The 18,115-nt window shown below is 38.8% G+C and carries 19 protein-coding genes; all 19 read left to right on the top strand.

The genetic code is table 11. The features are described from left to right. Positions 1 to 9: 9 nt before the first annotated feature. The 19 genes from BTR42_RS11315 to BTR42_RS11220 all read left to right on the top strand — a co-directional run bounded on the left by BTR42_RS11315 (position 10) and on the right by BTR42_RS11220 (position 18,036). Complete coding sequence (locus tag BTR42_RS11315) at positions 10 to 1,020, top strand: V-type ATPase subunit (RefSeq protein ID WP_077497783.1); 1,011 nt, start codon at positions 10 to 12, stop codon at positions 1,018 to 1,020. After that, positions 1,010 to 1,330, top strand: a complete 321-nt coding sequence (locus tag BTR42_RS11310; RefSeq protein WP_009855048.1) for a V-type ATP synthase subunit F — start codon at positions 1,010 to 1,012, stop codon at positions 1,328 to 1,330. Before BTR42_RS11315 ends, BTR42_RS11310 begins: the two co-directional genes overlap by 11 nt. A 569-nt stretch (positions 1,331 to 1,899) precedes the next feature. Further along, complete coding sequence (locus tag BTR42_RS11305) at positions 1,900 to 3,675, top strand: V-type ATP synthase subunit A (protein WP_077497781.1); 1,776 nt, start codon at positions 1,900 to 1,902, stop codon at positions 3,673 to 3,675. A gap of 1 nt (position 3,676) precedes the next feature. Continuing rightward, positions 3,677 to 5,071 (top strand): V-type ATP synthase subunit B, encoded by a 1,395-nt coding sequence (locus BTR42_RS11300; protein ID WP_009855046.1) that lies wholly within the window; start codon positions 3,677 to 3,679, stop codon positions 5,069 to 5,071. 33 nt (positions 5,072 to 5,104) lie between these two features. Then, positions 5,105 to 5,728 carry a V-type ATP synthase subunit D gene (locus BTR42_RS11295; RefSeq protein ID WP_009855045.1) on the top strand — a complete coding sequence of 208 codons (624 nt, stop codon included), beginning with the start codon at positions 5,105 to 5,107 and terminating at the stop codon, positions 5,726 to 5,728. A 116-nt stretch (positions 5,729 to 5,844) separates the two neighbouring features. Next, a complete protein-coding gene (locus BTR42_RS11290) occupies positions 5,845 to 6,054 on the top strand; it encodes a CsbD family protein (RefSeq protein WP_012962548.1) in 210 nt (69 codons plus the stop codon). 135 nt (positions 6,055 to 6,189) lie between these two features. Then, positions 6,190 to 6,630, top strand: coding sequence for a hypothetical protein (locus BTR42_RS11285; RefSeq protein ID WP_077497779.1), 441 nt, complete (start codon positions 6,190 to 6,192; stop codon positions 6,628 to 6,630). Positions 6,631 to 6,638: 8 nt separating this feature from the next. Continuing rightward, positions 6,639 to 6,926, top strand: a complete 288-nt coding sequence (locus tag BTR42_RS11280; RefSeq protein WP_077497777.1) for a hypothetical protein — start codon at positions 6,639 to 6,641, stop codon at positions 6,924 to 6,926. Further along, positions 6,923 to 7,621 carry a DUF4176 domain-containing protein gene (locus BTR42_RS11275; protein ID WP_077497775.1) on the top strand — a complete coding sequence of 233 codons (699 nt, stop codon included), beginning with the start codon at positions 6,923 to 6,925 and terminating at the stop codon, positions 7,619 to 7,621. Before BTR42_RS11280 ends, BTR42_RS11275 begins: the two co-directional genes overlap by 4 nt. After that, complete coding sequence (locus tag BTR42_RS11270) at positions 7,621 to 9,573, top strand: T7SS effector LXG polymorphic toxin (protein ID WP_077497773.1); 1,953 nt, start codon at positions 7,621 to 7,623, stop codon at positions 9,571 to 9,573. Before BTR42_RS11275 ends, BTR42_RS11270 begins: the two co-directional genes overlap by 1 nt. An 18-nt stretch (positions 9,574 to 9,591) precedes the next feature. Continuing rightward, the gene (locus BTR42_RS12925; RefSeq protein WP_231873056.1) at positions 9,592 to 10,311 is read left to right on the top strand and encodes a DUF6572 domain-containing protein; all 720 of its coding nucleotides are present in this window, start codon (positions 9,592 to 9,594) and stop codon (positions 10,309 to 10,311) included. Between the two features lie 265 nt (positions 10,312 to 10,576). Then, positions 10,577 to 10,999, top strand: a complete 423-nt coding sequence (locus BTR42_RS11260) for a hypothetical protein (protein ID WP_077497771.1) — start codon at positions 10,577 to 10,579, stop codon at positions 10,997 to 10,999. Between the two features lie 237 nt (positions 11,000 to 11,236). Then, entirely contained in the window at positions 11,237 to 11,413 is a 177-nt protein-coding gene (locus BTR42_RS11255) for a hypothetical protein (protein ID WP_223246328.1), read from the top strand. A 250-nt stretch (positions 11,414 to 11,663) separates the two neighbouring features. After that, on the top strand, positions 11,664 to 11,786 hold the full coding sequence (locus BTR42_RS11250) for a teichoic acid D-Ala incorporation-associated protein DltX (protein ID WP_039692668.1): 123 nt from the start codon (positions 11,664 to 11,666) through the stop codon (positions 11,784 to 11,786). A gap of 14 nt (positions 11,787 to 11,800) precedes the next feature. Further along, positions 11,801 to 13,339, top strand: coding sequence for a D-alanine--poly(phosphoribitol) ligase subunit DltA (gene dltA / locus BTR42_RS11245; protein ID WP_077497767.1), 1,539 nt, complete (start codon positions 11,801 to 11,803; stop codon positions 13,337 to 13,339). Continuing rightward, positions 13,336 to 14,598: a D-alanyl-lipoteichoic acid biosynthesis protein DltB gene (gene dltB, locus BTR42_RS11240; RefSeq protein WP_061458119.1), complete on the top strand. Its 1,263-nt coding sequence runs from the start codon at positions 13,336 to 13,338 to the stop codon at positions 14,596 to 14,598. Before dltA ends, dltB begins: the two co-directional genes overlap by 4 nt. A 30-nt stretch (positions 14,599 to 14,628) precedes the next feature. Further along, positions 14,629 to 14,868 carry a D-alanine--poly(phosphoribitol) ligase subunit DltC gene (dltC, locus tag BTR42_RS11235; protein ID WP_012962543.1) on the top strand — a complete coding sequence of 80 codons (240 nt, stop codon included), beginning with the start codon at positions 14,629 to 14,631 and terminating at the stop codon, positions 14,866 to 14,868. Continuing rightward, a complete protein-coding gene (gene dltD, locus BTR42_RS11230; RefSeq protein ID WP_009855039.1) occupies positions 14,861 to 16,135 on the top strand; it encodes a D-alanyl-lipoteichoic acid biosynthesis protein DltD in 1,275 nt (424 codons plus the stop codon). The genes dltC and dltD overlap by 8 nt, the downstream gene beginning before the upstream one ends. Before the next feature lie 494 nt (positions 16,136 to 16,629). Continuing rightward, on the top strand, positions 16,630 to 18,036 hold the full coding sequence (locus tag BTR42_RS11220; protein ID WP_077497765.1) for a PHB depolymerase family esterase: 1,407 nt from the start codon (positions 16,630 to 16,632) through the stop codon (positions 18,034 to 18,036). Positions 18,037 to 18,115 lie beyond the last annotated feature (79 nt).

Genomic DNA, 18,115 nt, shown 5'->3' with positions numbered 1-18,115 from the left:
GTATTCTATATGGATTCAAATCTCTTTTCTCAAATTAACACAACGATTGCTGTTAAAGAAAATAGTTTTATCACCGTGGATACATTTCAAAAAATGCTTCAAGCGGGGAACAAGGATGACATCGCGCTTTTGTTGCAGACAACGCCTTATCACCTATCGGTGGAAGAATTGGACGATTTAACGGCCATTGATGCGAGTTTGATGCGAGAATTATCGCAAGAATACAAATGGGCATTTGCAGAAGCGCCTGAAAAAACGATTGTCAATATGTTTTCACTGCGTTATGTTTATCATAATGTCAAGGTTCTTCTGAAAGCTAAGGCAACTGGAAAAGATTTGTCAGATTTGCTTATTCCGATTGGTGAACATTCTTTAGAAGCTTTGCAACATATGATTTCTGCTTTAAAATCCGATTTTTTCCCTGATTTTATGGTGGCAGAGATTCGAGATATTTGGGCAGAATATGAAGATTACAAGGATATTCGCGTTCTGGAAATCGGAGCTGATTTGGCTTACTTTAACCATTTGCAAAAAATAGCAGAGCAGTCTGAAATACCAGCTTTTAGTCAGGCAGCAACGTTGATGATTGATTTTTATAATGTTACCACGGTTCAGCGGGCTTTACGTCAAAAGAAACCGCGTAGTTTTATGCTTCAATTGTTGTCTGATAATGGTAGTTTTACGGCTGATGAATTTATTGATTTGGTTGAAAATAATGACTTGATTTCATGGTTTAATCAGGTTAATCCAGGTATTTTAGATACTTCGCTGGTGGATTACGAAGAAAAAATGCGTCAAGGAACGATTTCAGTTGTCGAATTAGAGTACCTTTACGACGTGATGCAATTTCAATTGCTTGACCAAGCGCGCTATGAGGTGCAAGGTCCATTGGTCTTGGCAAGATACTTGTTAGGACGAGAATTTGAAGTTAAAAATCTTCGCTTATTATTATCTGCCTTATGTAATGAAATGCCGCTAGAGGTTGTCAGAGAAAGGATGCGACCAATCTATGGACAATAAAAAATACAAAATTGGCGTTGTTGGAAATCGTGATGCTATCCTGCCATTTCGTATGATTGGTTTTAATACTTTTCCAGTCAATCATGCGCAGGAAGCTATCAATACCCTGCGTCAATTGGCAATGAATGACTATGGTATTGTTTATCTAACAGAAGACATCGCAGCTGAAATTCCAGATACTATTGCTTATTATGACACGCAAGTGACACCAGCTGTTATCCTTATCCCAACGCACAAAGGCTCAGCAGGGCTAGGCTTACAACGTGTTCAAGATAACGTGGAAAAAGCAGTCGGACAGAATATTTTGTAATGGGCTAGACACCACTAACATCAAAGATGTTTAGTGCTGTCACGCTTGGCGTTATATCGCCAACCTAAGCCCCTTACTAGCTCGTCGGAAAGTTAAAAAACGAACTTTCCTTCTCGCGTCGTAACAATTTGTTTATCTGACTATTGGCTGACAGTAAGTGGGTGCCAACTGCTGTGGCAGTTGCCTAGTTCGCTTACTAGGATTTTAGGGGCTTATTATCGACCCCCAAAAAATCCGTTGTACCAGTTTAATTGGGAGTGGGACAAATAAAGATTAAAAAGCGAATCGGTAATTTCGAAGAAATTCGATTTCGTTATCTCAACCACTGCGCCTTGTAAATAATAATTATATAAACACAGAAGCTGAGTACTTTTGTCTCAGCCTCTGTGGGGTGTCGATCTAGGCTGCTGGGGAGTCCGTTGTGATTGTGAAACTATCTGTGGATAATTTATTAATCATTTGACATAAATCTGTTGTTTTCTCAGGTGTGGTTTTGTTTTACTTTTCGAAGAGTATTAGCAGTTGGGAACAACAAAAAGAAATGCTTATCTTAATCAGGAGGAAAAATCTTGAGCCAAGGAAAAATTATAAAAGTTTCAGGGCCGCTAGTTGTGGCTTCTGGAATGCAAGAGGCAAATATTCAAGACATTTGTCGTGTTGGAGACTTGGGCTTGATTGGCGAAATCATTGAAATGCGCCGTGACCAAGCTTCTATCCAAGTTTATGAAGAAACATCAGGAATTGGTCCTGGTGAACCTGTTGTGACGACAGGAAATCCATTGTCTGTTGAATTGGGACCAGGGTTGATTTCTCAAATGTTTGACGGGATTCAACGTCCTTTGGACCGTTTTAAAACAGCAACGAATAGTGATTTCTTGATTCGTGGTGTCGAGCTCCCAAGTCTTGACCGTGAAGCAAAATGGGACTTTGTGCCAAGTTTGGAAATTGGTGCAGAGGTTAGCACTGGTGATATTTTGGGAACTGTTCAAGAAACATCAGTCGTCGAACACCGTATCATGGTGCCAAACAATGTCTCAGGAAAACTGATTTCTATCACAGCAGGTGAATTTACCGTTGAAGAAACGGTTTATGAAATTGAACAAGCTGACGGTTCTATTTTTAAAGGAACACTGTTGCAAAAATGGCCTGTTCGTAAAGGACGTCCTGTTGCTCAACGCTTGATTCCAGAGGAACCTTTGGTAACAGGTCAACGCGTTATTGACACTTTCTTTCCTGTGACAAAAGGCGGTGCTGCTGCCGTACCAGGACCTTTCGGAGCTGGTAAAACGGTTGTTCAACACCAAATCGCCAAATTTGCGAATGTGGATATTGTTATCTACGTTGGTTGTGGTGAACGTGGTAATGAAATGACCGATGTTTTGAATGAATTTCCAGAATTGATTGACCCAAATACTGGTCAATCTATCATGCAACGTACAGTCTTGATTGCCAATACATCAAATATGCCCGTGGCTGCGCGTGAAGCTTCTATTTACACAGGGATTACGATTGCTGAATACTTCCGAGATATGGGGTATTCTGTCGCCATTATGGCAGATTCAACATCTCGTTGGGCAGAAGCGCTTCGTGAAATGTCAGGGCGTTTGGAAGAAATGCCAGGTGACGAAGGTTACCCAGCTTACCTAGGTTCTCGTATTGCTGAATATTATGAACGTGCTGGTCGTGCTCGTGTACTTGGTCAAGAAGGCCGCGAAGGTACAATTACCGCCATTGGTGCTGTATCACCTCCAGGAGGAGACATTTCAGAACCTGTTACGCAAAATACGCTACGTATTGTTAAAGTGTTCTGGGGCTTGGATGCTCCGCTTGCCCAACGTCGTCATTTCCCAGCAATTAACTGGTTGACATCCTATTCACTTTATAAAGATGAAGTTGGGAAGTACGTTGATAAAGTCCAAAAAACAAATTGGGCTGCTAAGGTGACACAAGCTATGAATATTTTGCAACGTGAGTCTAGTTTGGAAGAAATTGTACGCTTGGTTGGTATTGATTCACTTTCTGAAACAGACCGTTTGACCATGGAAATTGCTAAACAAATCCGTGAGGATTATTTGCAACAAAATGCCTTCGATTCAGTTGATACCTTCACTTCATTTGCCAAACAAGAAGCGATGCTTAACAATATTTTGAATTTTGCGGATGAAGCTAAAAAAGCCCTTGAACTAGGAGCTTATTTCACTGAAATCATGGACGGAACTGTTGAAGTACGTGACCGCATGGCGCGTAGTAAATACATTGCCGAGGAAAATATTGACCAAATCAAAGCGCTATCTGAACAAGCACAAGAAGCGATTCATCAAGTGTTAGCAAAAGGAGGTATCTAAGATGAGTGTTCTTAAAGAATATCGAACAGTCAGAGAAGTTGTTGGACCTCTGATGATTGTTGACCAAGTTTCTGGTGTTCACTACAATGAACTGGTTGAAATCAAGCTTCATAATGGTGAAGTTCGTCAAGGGCAAGTGCTTGAAGTTCAAGAAGATAAAGCCATGGTTCAACTTTTTGAAGGGTCTAGTGGTATCAATCTTGAAAAGGCGAAGGTGCGTTTTACAGGACATCCTTTGGAATTGCCAGTATCAGAAGATATGGTTGGACGTATTTTCAATGGTATGGGAAAACCAATTGACGGTGGACCAGATTTGATTCCGGAAAAATATTTGGATATTGACGGTCAAGCAATCAATCCCGTGGCGCGTGATTATCCTGATGAATTTATTCAAACAGGGATTTCAGCGATTGACCATTTGAATACCTTGGTTCGTGGGCAAAAATTACCTGTATTTTCAGGTTCAGGTCTTCCTCACAATGAATTAGCAGCGCAAATTGCGCGTCAAGCAACGGTATTAAATTCTGATGAAAATTTTGCGGTTGTTTTTGCAGCCATGGGGATTACCTTTGAAGAAGCAGAATTTTTCATGAATGACTTACGTCAAACGGGAGCGATTGACCGTTCTGTTCTCTTTATCAATTTGGCAAATGACCCTGCTATCGAACGTATTGCCACACCACGTATTGCTTTGACAACGGCTGAATATTTGGCTTACGAAAAAGATATGCACGTGTTGGTTATCATGACGGATATGACCAACTACTGTGAAGCGCTTCGTGAAGTGTCGGCTGCACGTCGTGAAGTCCCTGGGCGCCGTGGTTACCCTGGTTACCTTTACACAAACTTGTCAACACTTTATGAACGTGCGGGGCGTTTGGTTGGTAAAAAAGGTTCTGTAACACAGATTCCTATTTTGACCATGCCTGAAGATGACATTACGCACCCAATTCCTGACTTGACAGGTTACATCACCGAAGGACAAATCATTTTATCACATGAATTGTATAATTCTGGTTATCGTCCACCGATTAATGTATTGCCATCACTATCTCGTTTGAAAGATAAAGGGTCAGGTGAAGGTAAAACACGTGGTGACCATGCGGCAACAATGAACCAACTTTTCGCTGCTTACGCCCAAGGAAAACAAGCGGCAGAATTGGCTGTTGTGTTGGGTGAATCAGCCTTGTCTGACACCGACAAACTTTATGTGGAATTCACTAAACGTTTTGAAGAAGAATACATTAATCAAGGTTTCCAAACAAACCGTAGCATCGAAGAAACGCTTGATTTAGGCTGGGAATTGTTATCAATCCTCCCACGTACCGAACTCAAACGTATCAAAGACGATATGCTTGACCAATACCTTCCGCAAACTAAAACAGATGACAAGTAATCATTAAAACATTTAGTAAAGGAGGTAGGTTCTATGGCACGTTTAAATGTAAAACCCACTCGAATGGAATTGAGTAACCTCAAGGAACGTTTAAAAACCGCAACTCGTGGGCACAAATTACTCAAAGATAAACGAGATGAATTAATGCGACGTTTTGTTGACCTCATTCGTGAAAATAATGAATTGCGCAAAGAAGTAGAAGCGGCTCTGGTCGGTCATATGCAAGATTTTGTCATGGCGAAATCTCTTGAAAACACACTTATGGTAGAAGAAATGTTTTCAGTTCCGACAAAAGAGGTTCAACTGTTTATTGAAACAGAAAATGTTATGAGCGTTACTGTTCCCAAAATGCACAGCCATATTGAAAATCCGTATGGTGATGATAACGGTGACGTTGTGTACAGTTATCTAGCTTCTAATAGTGAAATGGACGACACCTTGGTTGCCATTGAGGGCTTGACAGAGAAATTGCTTCGTCTGGCTGAAATCGAAAAATCTTGTCAACTAATGGCTGACGAAATTGAAAAAACACGCCGTCGCGTCAATGGTTTGGAATACTCAACCATTCCACAATTAGAAGAAACCATTCACTATATCGAACTAAAACTCGAAGAAACAGAGCGCGCCAACCTAGTTCGCATTATGAAAGTAAAATAAAACAAAAAGTGTCTTTTAGACGCTTTTTTGTTAGGTTAAATTTGTAAGCGAATTCTTTTACTTATAAGCTGTAAGGTGCTAAACTATAGGTAATTTAAGGGCAGGAGGAAATAAACATGTCTGAAAAGAAATATGATGCAAAATTGGACCAAATCAAAGGAAATCTTAAAGAAGGTTTTGGAAAAGTAACAGGTGATAAGAAACTAGAAACAGAAGGTCTTGCCGAAAAGACTATCGCCAAAGGAAAAGAATTAGCCAGTGATGTCAAAGAAAGCGCGGAAGGTGCTGTTGAAGGTGTCAAAAAAGCTCTTCATAAAGATAACTAAATAAGACTATCTCTCTAGGGAGTCATCCTAGAGAGATTTTTTGTGCATTTTTCTTGATAGAGTTGTCTAAAAATTAAAAGAAAAAGAGAAATTATGGTATAATTGGTGTTAAATTACGGGATGGGGAGGAGATTTATGAGTAAATCATCTGCGCAAGAAAAAAAGCGCCAAGAGAGTAATGCTAAAAACCGTAGATTAGCAACTCAATATCAAAATCAAGCTAATCAACTTCAATCAACATTTAATAGTCGACAAGAAGAATTGGATCGATTAAAATCTGCTAGATCATCACTAAAAACAACAATTAGTTCCTATAAAGATGTTAAGACCAACCTAAAATCGACATTTCAAGATAATCTTGACACCAGCAATTTTAAAGGGACTATTAAAACGGGATTCGATAATAATATTACAACTATTATTTCCGATACAACTTCTGACATTCAAACCCACAGTAGTAATTTAGCTACTTTGGGGCAAGAAATAACCAATCGTCAGATGTCATTAGATTTACTAGGTTCTCAAATTACGAGCCTCAATCAAGCGGCTAGTAATTGTTTAGCGGCTATTTATTGAGGTGGTTTATGTCAAAAATCAGTCTTAATGAAAAAAAATGGAAAAAAGTTGTTTCTTCTGCTGCCAGTAGCATTGACAGTATTCAAAAGATAAAAATCATTTCTATTGAAAAAACAACATTATCACGTTTTCAACATATTGAGGAATTAGAACATAAACTCAATACTACCTTAGCAAATTTCAAAAAATATTCAGCTGAAAATGCTGAAAAAATGAACAAAGTAGCGGATAAGATTGTCAAAGAGGACAATAAAGCTGCTGATCAGATTAAGAAGAATACGGTTAGGTTTAAATGATGAATGAAGATTTGAATACTCTTTTTTGTGAACTATTATCGGAAAATGACGTTCTTGCTGATGTCGTAACGGATGATTTGATACAATTTGGGACTTATGTCGGCGGACGTCTAGAAATTCTTAAAGAATGTTATTTAGCTTTATGCCAGCATAGGGAAAGTTATACCTATCAAGCTTTTTTGGGAGCTCCAATAGAACTAAAATTTGATTATATAAAACAAAGTGTCACAATTTCACGTGAAAATCAATTTGAAGTCCGATTAACATTAGATTATTTTCGGATTTTGCTTGGATTAATAGACCTAGTGTATAGTGAAGTTTTGCCCTTGGGTAGTGTCGTCGAACTAGATACAAGACGTTTTCCAGAACAGTTAAAAGAAATGTTCTCACATACTCCTGGTGCTAAAGTTATCATTACTGGTCGTAAACTTCCCGTCGCAGATAATATTGGACACTATGTTGTTGATTATCAAGCACAATTGTGGCCACTTGGCTCTTTTCCGCCAGTTAGACCAATGACTATCTCTAACATGATGATAAAAAATATCATTGCTCGTGGCTATCAAGATAGCTATGAAACTTCTTTCAGCAAGCACTTAAAACAATCTCAGATTCAGGAAAAACGACTATCAACAGCATTTATGAGTCAAAAAGCGGCTACTCTTTTTCTTGAGCAAAACAAAGGAGGTCATTAATGGGCTTTCATGTTTCGTTAGCTGAGTTGACCAAAGCAGCTACTAAGTTAAGCCAAGAAGCGGAGCGCTTAGAAGAACAGCTTGAAACAGCCAAAAAGAGTGTTAACAAGATTATCACCTCTGAAGCTTTGACTGGTCAAACAGGACAAGCGATTTACCACCAACTGAACAACGTTGATGCGGCGATTCTCGTTGGGTTAGCGGATACGACCAAGCTCCTTGCTAGCGATATGTACCAGTTAATCGCAGCATTTCAAGCAAGTGTTGGTGAAACCTCCACAACTGCGGTTTTAGATGAGGATTACCTTAATCAGCTCAAAGACCAGCTAAGCAACTTTAAAAATCAACATGGGGAGCAAGAAGAAACCATTGCCGACATCTATGCCAGTGTTAGTGATTTGATTTCGCTCCCTAGCCCACAAAGTAACTACGACACGGATAGTGATGCCGCTAGCCAATACCTAAGCAATACCATTGATAAGGTGACGAGCTTTAATAGTGCTGGAAGTGAGCTTAGTTCTGAAAGCCTGTTGACCGCCATTGACAGCAAGGTCAACCAAGTCAGTCAGACAACAAGCCTAAGTTATAGTGATAGTCAGTACCTAAGTTTTGTCAATGACGCTAGCTTTGCTAAAGGGATTAAGTCTGTCAATAAACAGCTAAAAGAGCAAGAAAAGCTGACTAAAGAGGAAGCTGCCAAAGAAGCCCAGGCAGCTTGGGCCAAACAACACCCTGTTGAGGCTTGGTTACAAAGTCAAGCCGCCAAAGATGCTCAATTCTTTGAGGGAGCACGACAAACCTTAGAGCAGACCCATTGGGATTACTTTGGTGGGGCAGTTGATAAATCCCTAGCTTTGTCCGTCCTTGGCTTTATCTCTAAAGCCTCGGAAACGGTAGACCAATTAGCTATTGGAATTGGCGAATTGAGTCACTTGGCTGTCGAAGGGATCGAATGGGGTGGTAATACTTTATTTAACCAAACAACGCCCCAATGGATTAAAGACGACGTAACAGGCGCCACCAATAATCTGCTTGCAGCTAGTGAGTTTACTGATAGTTTGCTGGCTCTGGACGCCGAGGCTTGGGGTGCTGTTGGTAAGGAGCTTGGGAAGATTGGAACGGACTTTGTTACTGCTGTTAAAACAGGTGACGACTATGCTTTAGGTGGCTATGTCTTTGATGTGGCTACACTAGTTGGTCCCGCTTCAGTTAGTAAACTCAAGTACGTTGATGAAGCCAGCGCCCTCACTAAACTCGCAGAAACCAGCGAAGTTGAAAAGAGAGTTGAGATTATTGATAAAGTTAAAAGTGCTTTTACAAGTGGTACTGAAATCAAACAAAGAACATTGATTGATGTATTGCCTCAAAAGACGATAGATATTACAGGCAAGGTTCAAAATACTGGAAAATTTAATACTTTAGGACAGGAAATCGTAACATTCAATAATCGAGAGCTATCCCCAACGTTAAAAGCCCAATCCTGGCAGGGGAATGGATTATATCCTGGAATTGATGAATATGTAGATATTCGTTTTAATAAGGGAGATAAAATTTATATCCTAGAGTCAGATTTTGAGGTCGCAAATAAAATGCAATCTGGCTATGCGACAACTTTAGAAACAGTCGAGCAATCCGGCTATGACTCAAGAAAGTTATCTGAAAGTTTGCAAATTAAACCTTATTATGATAAAAGAGGAAATCCTTATATTGCAGAATATCGTCCACTAGTAACAGAATATACAGTAACATCAGATGATTTATATGCTGCATTTGGAGAACAGACCTTAGCTAATCCGCACTTTGGAGATGGAGGAGCTTCTCAATATTTCATTAAAGATTTCCAAGAGCAGATAGCTGCTGGAAAGCTTAGTCGAGGAACATCTCTACCAATAACTAATTTTGAAATTAGTGCAGAGGATTACAAGAAAATGATAGAAGGATTGTCAAAATAAAACTGAAAGGAAACAGCTATGGATTTAGTGATTGAAGGTATCATTGTAAATTTAGGAATGTCATACGAAGAAATACCTATAAACAAAAGAAGCCTTTTCAAAATTACACACTTTGAGTCAGATAATATGATTCTCTTAGAGCCAAATCAACCTATTTTATATAAAAATAGATTATTTACAGTTTGGATGTGGTTTAAGAATGATAAATTAACTAGCATAACTCTAGATGGTAGACTAGGAAATCCTAACTTCTACGAAGTGCATGAGGAAGATAAAAAATGGCTTCTTGATAATTTTGGAAAGCCAACAGAAGAAAAACAGTGGGGTGTAATTTATAATTTTAAAGAATTTCAAATTATTGCTGAAGTTGATCCCCGTGGGATGGATGCTCAAATTACGTTCAGACCTAGAGAAAATCATATATATTTTGATACAACCACAATTGATACTGTGGGCGTTGTTGATGGTAGTTTAGAACTATTATTAATTGATGATAATCTCTGGAATTCAGATACTGAACACGACCACCTTCTCAAACTTCAAGAAACAATCAATAATTACATTTACTATCTTGAAACTAAACAATACGTTGAAAAACATGGCGATAATTTTAAAGAAAAGGTCATCCATATCACCTTTCAGTATGTTCCATCAGACAATGGTCTTGCTTTTTTAGGGCAAGTTCAAAAGATTTTACAACCAACTGATATGAGCTTGAAAGTTACTTTACCAGATTGATTTTAAGTTACTTTTGTATCTCTTTCTGTAATTGTCTTTTTAGGCTTTGATGATGGCTATCTTGGAAATCAACCGCTCTATCGTTTAGAAGCTTCATCAGAAACTGTGGCCCAAAAGGGAATATCTATACCAAGCGGAAATGAAGCTGGAGCAAATAGCTGGTGGCGTCCAGGAGCTTGAACATATCCAGGTGATATGCCAGAAGCGGTTGTAGATGAAATTCCTTGGGGTGATTATACATTCAGACAGTTAGGAGAAAATTAATATGGGAATTACAAATATAACATGGGAAGAATATGAAACTTTTACTGAAGTAGAGACACCAGATGAACTTTACATTCGAGAGAATAACGGACACTTCTATACTTTCTTTGAACTAGGCATTGCTTCTGTTCGTCGAATTTTTGAAATAAATGCCAAAGATTTTGAAGTTTATCTAGCTGGTAAATGCTCAGGAAAAGAACTTCGCTATAAAGCTCAAAACGATGCTTGGCCACCAACTGAGGAGAAAAAAATTGCTAGTGAGGGACAATTTATTGAAGAGGGACCTGCTGCTTTGATTGCAAATCCAGAAAGTAGAAAACTATTTACTCGCGAAGAACTGGAAAGATTAATACCAATTGCTGAACAACAATGGATTGATTGGCAGGGTAAATTACCAGACGATTATGTGTCACCTTTAAAATAAACTAAATTTCTTATTTTATAAACAAGCTAGCAAAACTCAATAAAGAAATGACTTTACTTGAACTGTTGCTAAAGTTGAGAAAAGGTTGAAGGTTTGGAGAGATTTATTAAAATTAATTCTTCCCTAGTTTTTTATTTTCATATTTGAAAATGGCTAGTAATTATGAGAAAAAGTGATATAATAATGTTTGTAAGCGTTTTAAATCAAACGATTAATCATCATAATTGGGAGGTTGCGATGTTTAAAGAAATTGGGACATATATTAGGATAGTTGATTTGTTACTTGCTATTTTGTTGGTACTGGATAGAGGTGTTAAAAGCATTTTAGTGCTTGCGATAGCTATTTTTATTATTTCTGCTGCTGTGCAGTTTATGATGTCTTATAAACGCTTAAAATTCACAGCGCATCCGTAACATTTATTGTAGAGGTAGAGTAAAAAACATAGATTAAGTCTTAGACGTGTGTCCGAGGCTTTTTTGTTTTTGCGAAAAATCATCCATAGTGCTGAAAATTCTTTCTTACAATTCTGTAAGAGCTTGCGGTGAAAATTTGGTTAAACTGAACTTTAGAGGAATTGCCACAAATTTGCCCTAGTTTTGCAACAATTTGCCCAAGATTTCTCCAGTGAATTTGATTATACTGATTTAGTATGAGGAGCAAGTCATGAAAGAAATAAGTCAATTTGTCCTAAAGACATTACTTTATGTGTTGATTTTTTTAGCATTAATCTATTTTTTCAGTTATCTTGGGCGTGGTCAGGGTAACTTCATCTACAACGAATTTTAGAAAGGTAAGTTTTCATGTTACACGATATGATTGAAAGAATTGAGCATTTTGCACAGGTGCAAGCTGATTTTCCTGTCTATAATATTCTAGGAGATGTTCACACTTATGGTGATTTAAAGGCTGATTCAGATGCCTTGGCAACCTACATTGATTTTTTGAAAATCGAGGAAAAGTCGCCAGTTTTGGTTTTTGGCGGTCAAGAATATGAAATGTTAGCCAGTTTTGTTGGGCTGACAAAGTCAGGTCATGCTTATATTCCAGTTGACCAACACTCCGCCCTTGAGAGAATTGAAGCTATTTTGGCAATAGCAGAGCCAAGTTTGATTATTGCCGTTGGTGACTTTCCTTTGGAAATCACACACATTCCTATCATTAAATCCGCAGAGCTCAAGACTATTTTTGCTCAACAATCAGATTATCACCTCACACATTCTGTCAAAGGTGATGATAATTATTATATTATTTTCACGTCTGGCACAACGGGTCAGCCAAAGGGCGTGCAAATTTCGCATGATAATTTGCTTAGTTTTACCAATTGGATGATTGAAGCAGAGACTTTTTCCGTTCCGCAACGCCCACAAATGCTGGCGCAGCCACCGTATTCATTTGATTTGTCGGTCATGTACTGGGCGCCGACTTTAGCCTTGGGTGGCACGCTTTTTGCGCTTCCAAAAGAGTTGACAACAGACTTTCAACGTCTTTTTACGACGATTAATCAATTGCCAATTGGTGTTTGGACATCAACACCTTCTTTTGTCGATATGGCAATGTTATCAAATGATTTTAATCATGAAACCTTACCTAACTTGACGCATTTTTATTTTGACGGCGAAGAATTAACGGTGAAAACCGCTCAAAAATTGCGCAGTCGTTTCCCAAAAGCTCGCATTGTGAATGCTTATGGTCCAACGGAAGCGACCGTGGCTCTTTCTGCGGTAGCTATCACAGATGAGATGTTAGCGACTTGCAAGCGTCTGCCAATTGGTTACACCAAAGCCGATTCTCCCACTTTTGTCATCGATGAAAATGGCAATCCTTTGCCAAATGGAGAACAAGGTGAAATCATCGTGTCAGGTCCAGCTGTTTCTAAAGGTTACCTCAATAATCCAGAACGCACGCAAGCTGCTTTCTTCGAATTCAATGGTTTGCCAGCCTATCACACGGGTGACTTAGGTATCATGACTGACCACGGTATGCTTCTTTACGGTGGGCGCATGGATTTTCAAATAAAATTCAACGGTTACCGCATCGAGCTTGAGGAAGTCTCACAAAACCTGAATAAATCAACTTATATCAAGTCGGCTGTGGCTGTCCCGCGTTACAACAAAGACCACAAAGTACAAAATCTGCTGGCTTACGTTGTTTTAAAAGACGGTGTTGCAGAGCAATTTGAGCGTCAACTGGACATTACTAAGGTAATCAAAGAAGAACTCAAAGACATCATGATGGATTACATGATGCCGTCTAAATTCCTCTATCGTGACAGTTTACCACTCACACCGAATGGGAAAATCGATATTAAAGGCTTGATGAACGAGGTAAATCGCCGATGAGTGAGTTTCTTCAGCAATTACCGCATTTGGAAGCTTATGGCAATCCGCAGTATTTTCTGTATTTGATTGTGGCTGTGCTTCCCATTTTCATCGGATTATTTTTCAAAAAACGCTTTCCGCTGTATGAAGCCTTGGTTAGCCTAGCTTTCATTATGTTGATGTTAACAGGAAAAACGGCTAATCAGCTTGTGTCGTTGTTAGCTTATGTCGTTTGGCAAGTAATTCTCGTCTTTTCTTACAAGATTTACCGAAAACGTCATAATCATAAATGGATTTTCTATCTTTGGGTGTTTTTGTCTATTTTGCCATTAGCTTGGACCAAGCTGACACCCTTGATGACCATTGACAATCACCAATCACTTTTTGGTTTTTTAGGAATTTCTTACCTGACTTTTCGTGCGGTTGGTATGATTATGGAAATGCGAGACGGCGTGCTGAGTGAATTTACCATGTGGGAATTCTTGCGTTTCTTGCTTTTTATGCCGACATTTTCAAGTGGTCCGATTGACCGTTTCAAACGGTTTAATGAAGATTACGAGAATATTCCTGAAAAAGCTGAGCTTCTGAATATGTTAGAAGAAAGCGTGCATTACTTGATGCTTGGTTTTCTTTACAAATTCATTTTGGCTTATGTTTTTGGTAGCTTGCTATTGCCACAGCTAAAAGAGTGTGCCCTGCAAATGGGTGGTGTGTTTAACATTGCAACGCTTGGCGTCATGTATGCTTATGGGTTTGATTTGTTCTTTGACTTTGCAGGTTATAGCATGTTTGCCCTTGCTATTTCTAATCTTATGGGCATTAAGAGCCCTGTCAACTTCAATCAACCTTTTAAATCACGTGATTTAAAGGAATTCTGGAATCGTTGGCACATGAGTTTGTCATTTTGGTTCCGTGATTTTGTTTTTATGCGTTTGGTCAAGGTTTTAGTTAAACACAAAGTTTTTAAAAATCGAAATGTCACCTCAAGTGTTGCCTACATTGTCAATATGCTAATCATGGGCTTCTGGCATGGATTGACTTGGTATTATATCACTTACGGTCTTTTTCATGGTATTGGGCTTGTGATTAACGATGCTTGGGTGCGAAAGAAGAAAAAGATTAATCGAGAGCGTAAGGCGCAAGATTTGCCACCTTTGCCAGATAACAAATGGACGCAGGCACTTGGTATTTTTATCACATTTAACGTTGTGATGTTGTCATTTTTACTATTTTCAGGTTTCTTAGACCAGTTGTGGTTTCCAAAAACAGCTGGGAAATAAACCGTTTCAGATTTAAAAGGAGTTTATCACATGGATATTAAAACAGATGTATTAGCGATTATTGATGACCTTTTCATGGAAGATGTTTCTGACATGATGGATGAAGATTTATTTGATGCGGGTGTGCTAGATAGCATGGGAACGGTGGAACTCATTGTGGAATTGGAAAGTCATTTTGACATTGATATTCCGATTTCAGAATTTGGGCGTAATGACTGGAACACAGCCAATAAAATCATTGCAGGAATAGAGGAACTTTGCCATGCTTAAGCGCCTCTGGCAGATTTTAGGACCAGTTGTCTGTGCTGTACTGATTGTTCTTTTGGTTTTTATCTGTGTTCCAACAGCTAATCAAAAGCATGATTTAAAAGCTGAGAAAAAAGATGCGGTGTCATTAAGCAAAACGAGTTTTAAGAGTAAATATAAAAAGGTACGTGCCTTAACAGATGCTAAGCACCGCTTTGTTCCCTTTTTTGGTTCTAGCGAATGGTTGCGCTTTGATAAAATGCATCCGTCTGTCTTGGCAGAAAAATATCATCGCAACTATACGCCTTATTTACTCGGACAACGTGGCTCGGCTTCGCTAACGCATTATTTTGGTATTCAGCAGATTAATAAAGAACTCAAAAATAAACAAGCTGTTTATGTAATATCACCACAATGGTTTACATCTAAGGGAGCGAGCGCTAGCGCTTTTCAAGAATATTTTAGCAGCGGACAAGCGATTGATTTCCTAAAACATCAAAAAGGCAGTGTTTATGACCGCTACGCTGCTAAACGCTTTTTGAAAATGTACCCTGACTCTTCTTTTAAGGATATGATGGAAAATGTTGCGGCAGGAAAATCATTGACTGCCTCTGACAATGAAAATCTCAACACGCAACAGATGATTTTCCAGAAAGAAGATGCTCTTTTTAGCCAAATCCCTATGTTTGACAATTACGACAGCAAGATTAAACCGCAAGCTAAGAAATTGCCAGCTTGTTTTTCTTACAGCAAACTCGGTGGCATAGCTATTGCTGACGGAAAAAAACGAAGTAGTAATAATACCTTTGATATCGACAACACTTTTTTTGACACACGTCTTAAAGCGCAACTCAAACGATTAAAACAGTCTCAAACAAAATTTAATTACTTAAACTCTCCAGAATACAATGATTTACAACTAGTGCTCAGTCAATTTGCACAGGACAATACCAATGTTCTCTTTGTTATCCCACCAGTCAACAGTAAATGGGCAAATTATACTGGTCTTAATCAAGCTATGTACCAAAAAACAGTTGCTAAGATAAAGTATCAATTGCAAAGTCAAGGCTTTACCAATATTGCTGATTTTTCAAAAGATGGCGACAAACCTTTCTTTATGCAAGATACTATTCACATGGGGTGGACTGGCTGGTTAGCCATGGACAAAGCTGTTAATCCGTTTCTAAGTCAGAAACAAGCCACACCAAGTTATCACTTAAATGACCAATTTTTAACGAAAGCTTGGGCAAGCTACGACGGCTCTGTTCAGCAGTTTAATGCGAAATCTTAAAAGAATTCCTTGTCATAATCGGCAAGGAATTTTAATATTTCTGTTGTTAAATTTTCATATTTGCAAATTTCTGAAAATAGTATCTTTTGGGAGTACAATATACTTGTAAGCGTTTTATAGACCAAAAATCAATTACATTGAAACGCAAAGAAAGGAAATCATGTTAAAAGAAATTGGGACGTATGTTAGGATTGCCGACTTGTTACTTGCTGTGCTATTAATTTTAGATAGGGGTGTCAAAAGCACTCTAGTCATCGCAATAGTCGTTTTTATCAGTTCTGTTATCGTGCAGATTATGTTATCTTACAAACGTTTAAAAATAGCAAACAACTATAACTAAATTATCATTTCGCTTTCTGGATTGTTATTTTTAATTTCTAAAATCATTTTACCTTCTGAAACATTGTGATATTTTGAATTTAAAACGCTCAAATAGCCATTTAACACTTAATATTTGGAGAATATCTCCCGACTATCACAATAGGAGGTTTTTAATGATGCGAAAGGTTTTACAATCCATTTTAGTAACTTTTCTCGGACTTGGACTGTTATTGTCAGCCCAGAAAGTTGAAGCTGTCGATGCTAATCGGCAGAGCAATGTCGCTGTGACGAATACTAGCATTGTGATTAATAACTACGAGTTTGGTCCTGGTGTTGATAAAATCGTATTGCAAACGAATGCGTCTTTGCGAAATGTTGATGCTAGTTCGGCAACGGTGACAACAGCAGGTATAACACGTCAAGTCACAAATGCCTACTTGTCTGATGCAAATGGCAATGCGGTGCAGTCACGGGGCGGTAGAAACACCAGCCAATACATTACACTAGAATTGAGTGTGAGCTATAATAATGATGACCCAGCACAAAGTGCGTCACCGTTTAGTTTTGATTTAAGCACTTATCGCAATACGTGGGTGAGTAGTTATGTGGTCAAAGTCGAAGGGCTTAATGTGACCCCACTTTATGGTTACAATAGCACTCAATTGAATGCTGAACAAGAGGCTATTAATAATAAAATCACGCCTTCTGCTAATCGTTTCACGGAACGTGGCAGTTATAGCTTATCCTACGTTGCCTACCAACCTGAGTCAGCAGCAGGTGGTGAAAAGAATCCATTGATTGTATGGCTACATGGCATTGGTGAAGCAGGAACGGATATTAATTTCCCACTTTTAGCTAATGAAGTCAATCTATTAACCGAGGACACTATTCAAAATCATTTCACCTCGACAGGAACAGGTTCTCAACGTGGCGCTTATGTTTTAGTTCCACAATCACCGACAGCGTGGGGGCAAAATCAAGCAGAACTAATGGATACGATTAATCAGTATATCGCTGCTCATCCAGATATTGATAGCAGTCGTGTGTATTTAATCGGAGGCTCAAACGGAGCTGCCATGTCCGTTCAAATGGGGCTCACTTATCCAAATACCTTTGCTGCCTTGGTACCAATTGCTGCACCGCTTTCTTACCAAATGACAATAGCTGACAGCGGTGAGGAAATTTATAGCCTAGATGAGAGCACATTAACAGCTTTAAAAGACCAGCCAATGTGGTTCATCACCGCGCGTTCAGACGCCAGCGTTCCTGTGGATACCAATACTTTGCCGTATTATAAAGCTTTGCTCAATGGCGGAGCTACTAACAAATGGTTAACCTACTACGAAAGTGTCGTTGGTACAGAATTAGCCCAAGAATACAACGGTCACTGGTCTTGGATTTACCTCTTTCATGACCAAGCCACAGGCGTCCAAAATACAACGAATGTCGTTACATGGTCAGGTTTAACGGGCATGGTTGCGACAAACCCAACCAATGGTGGTGACGCCCAAGCCCAAGTCAACGGCGTTTCTTATAACAATATTTTCGACTGGCTAAACGCCCAATACGCAACCAATTAATCTAAAAACCCCCTCCTTATAGGATTCATAAGGAGGGGTTAGTGTTTATAAAGCTATTATCATTTTGCTAAGGAAAGTC

It is taken from the genome of Streptococcus gallolyticus subsp. gallolyticus DSM 16831, from assembly GCF_002000985.1.
Classification (GTDB): Bacteria; Bacillota; Bacilli; order Lactobacillales; family Streptococcaceae; genus Streptococcus; species Streptococcus gallolyticus.
Note: the sequence above shows the minus strand (reverse complement) of the source record. Positions and strands in the feature narration are given on the sequence as shown.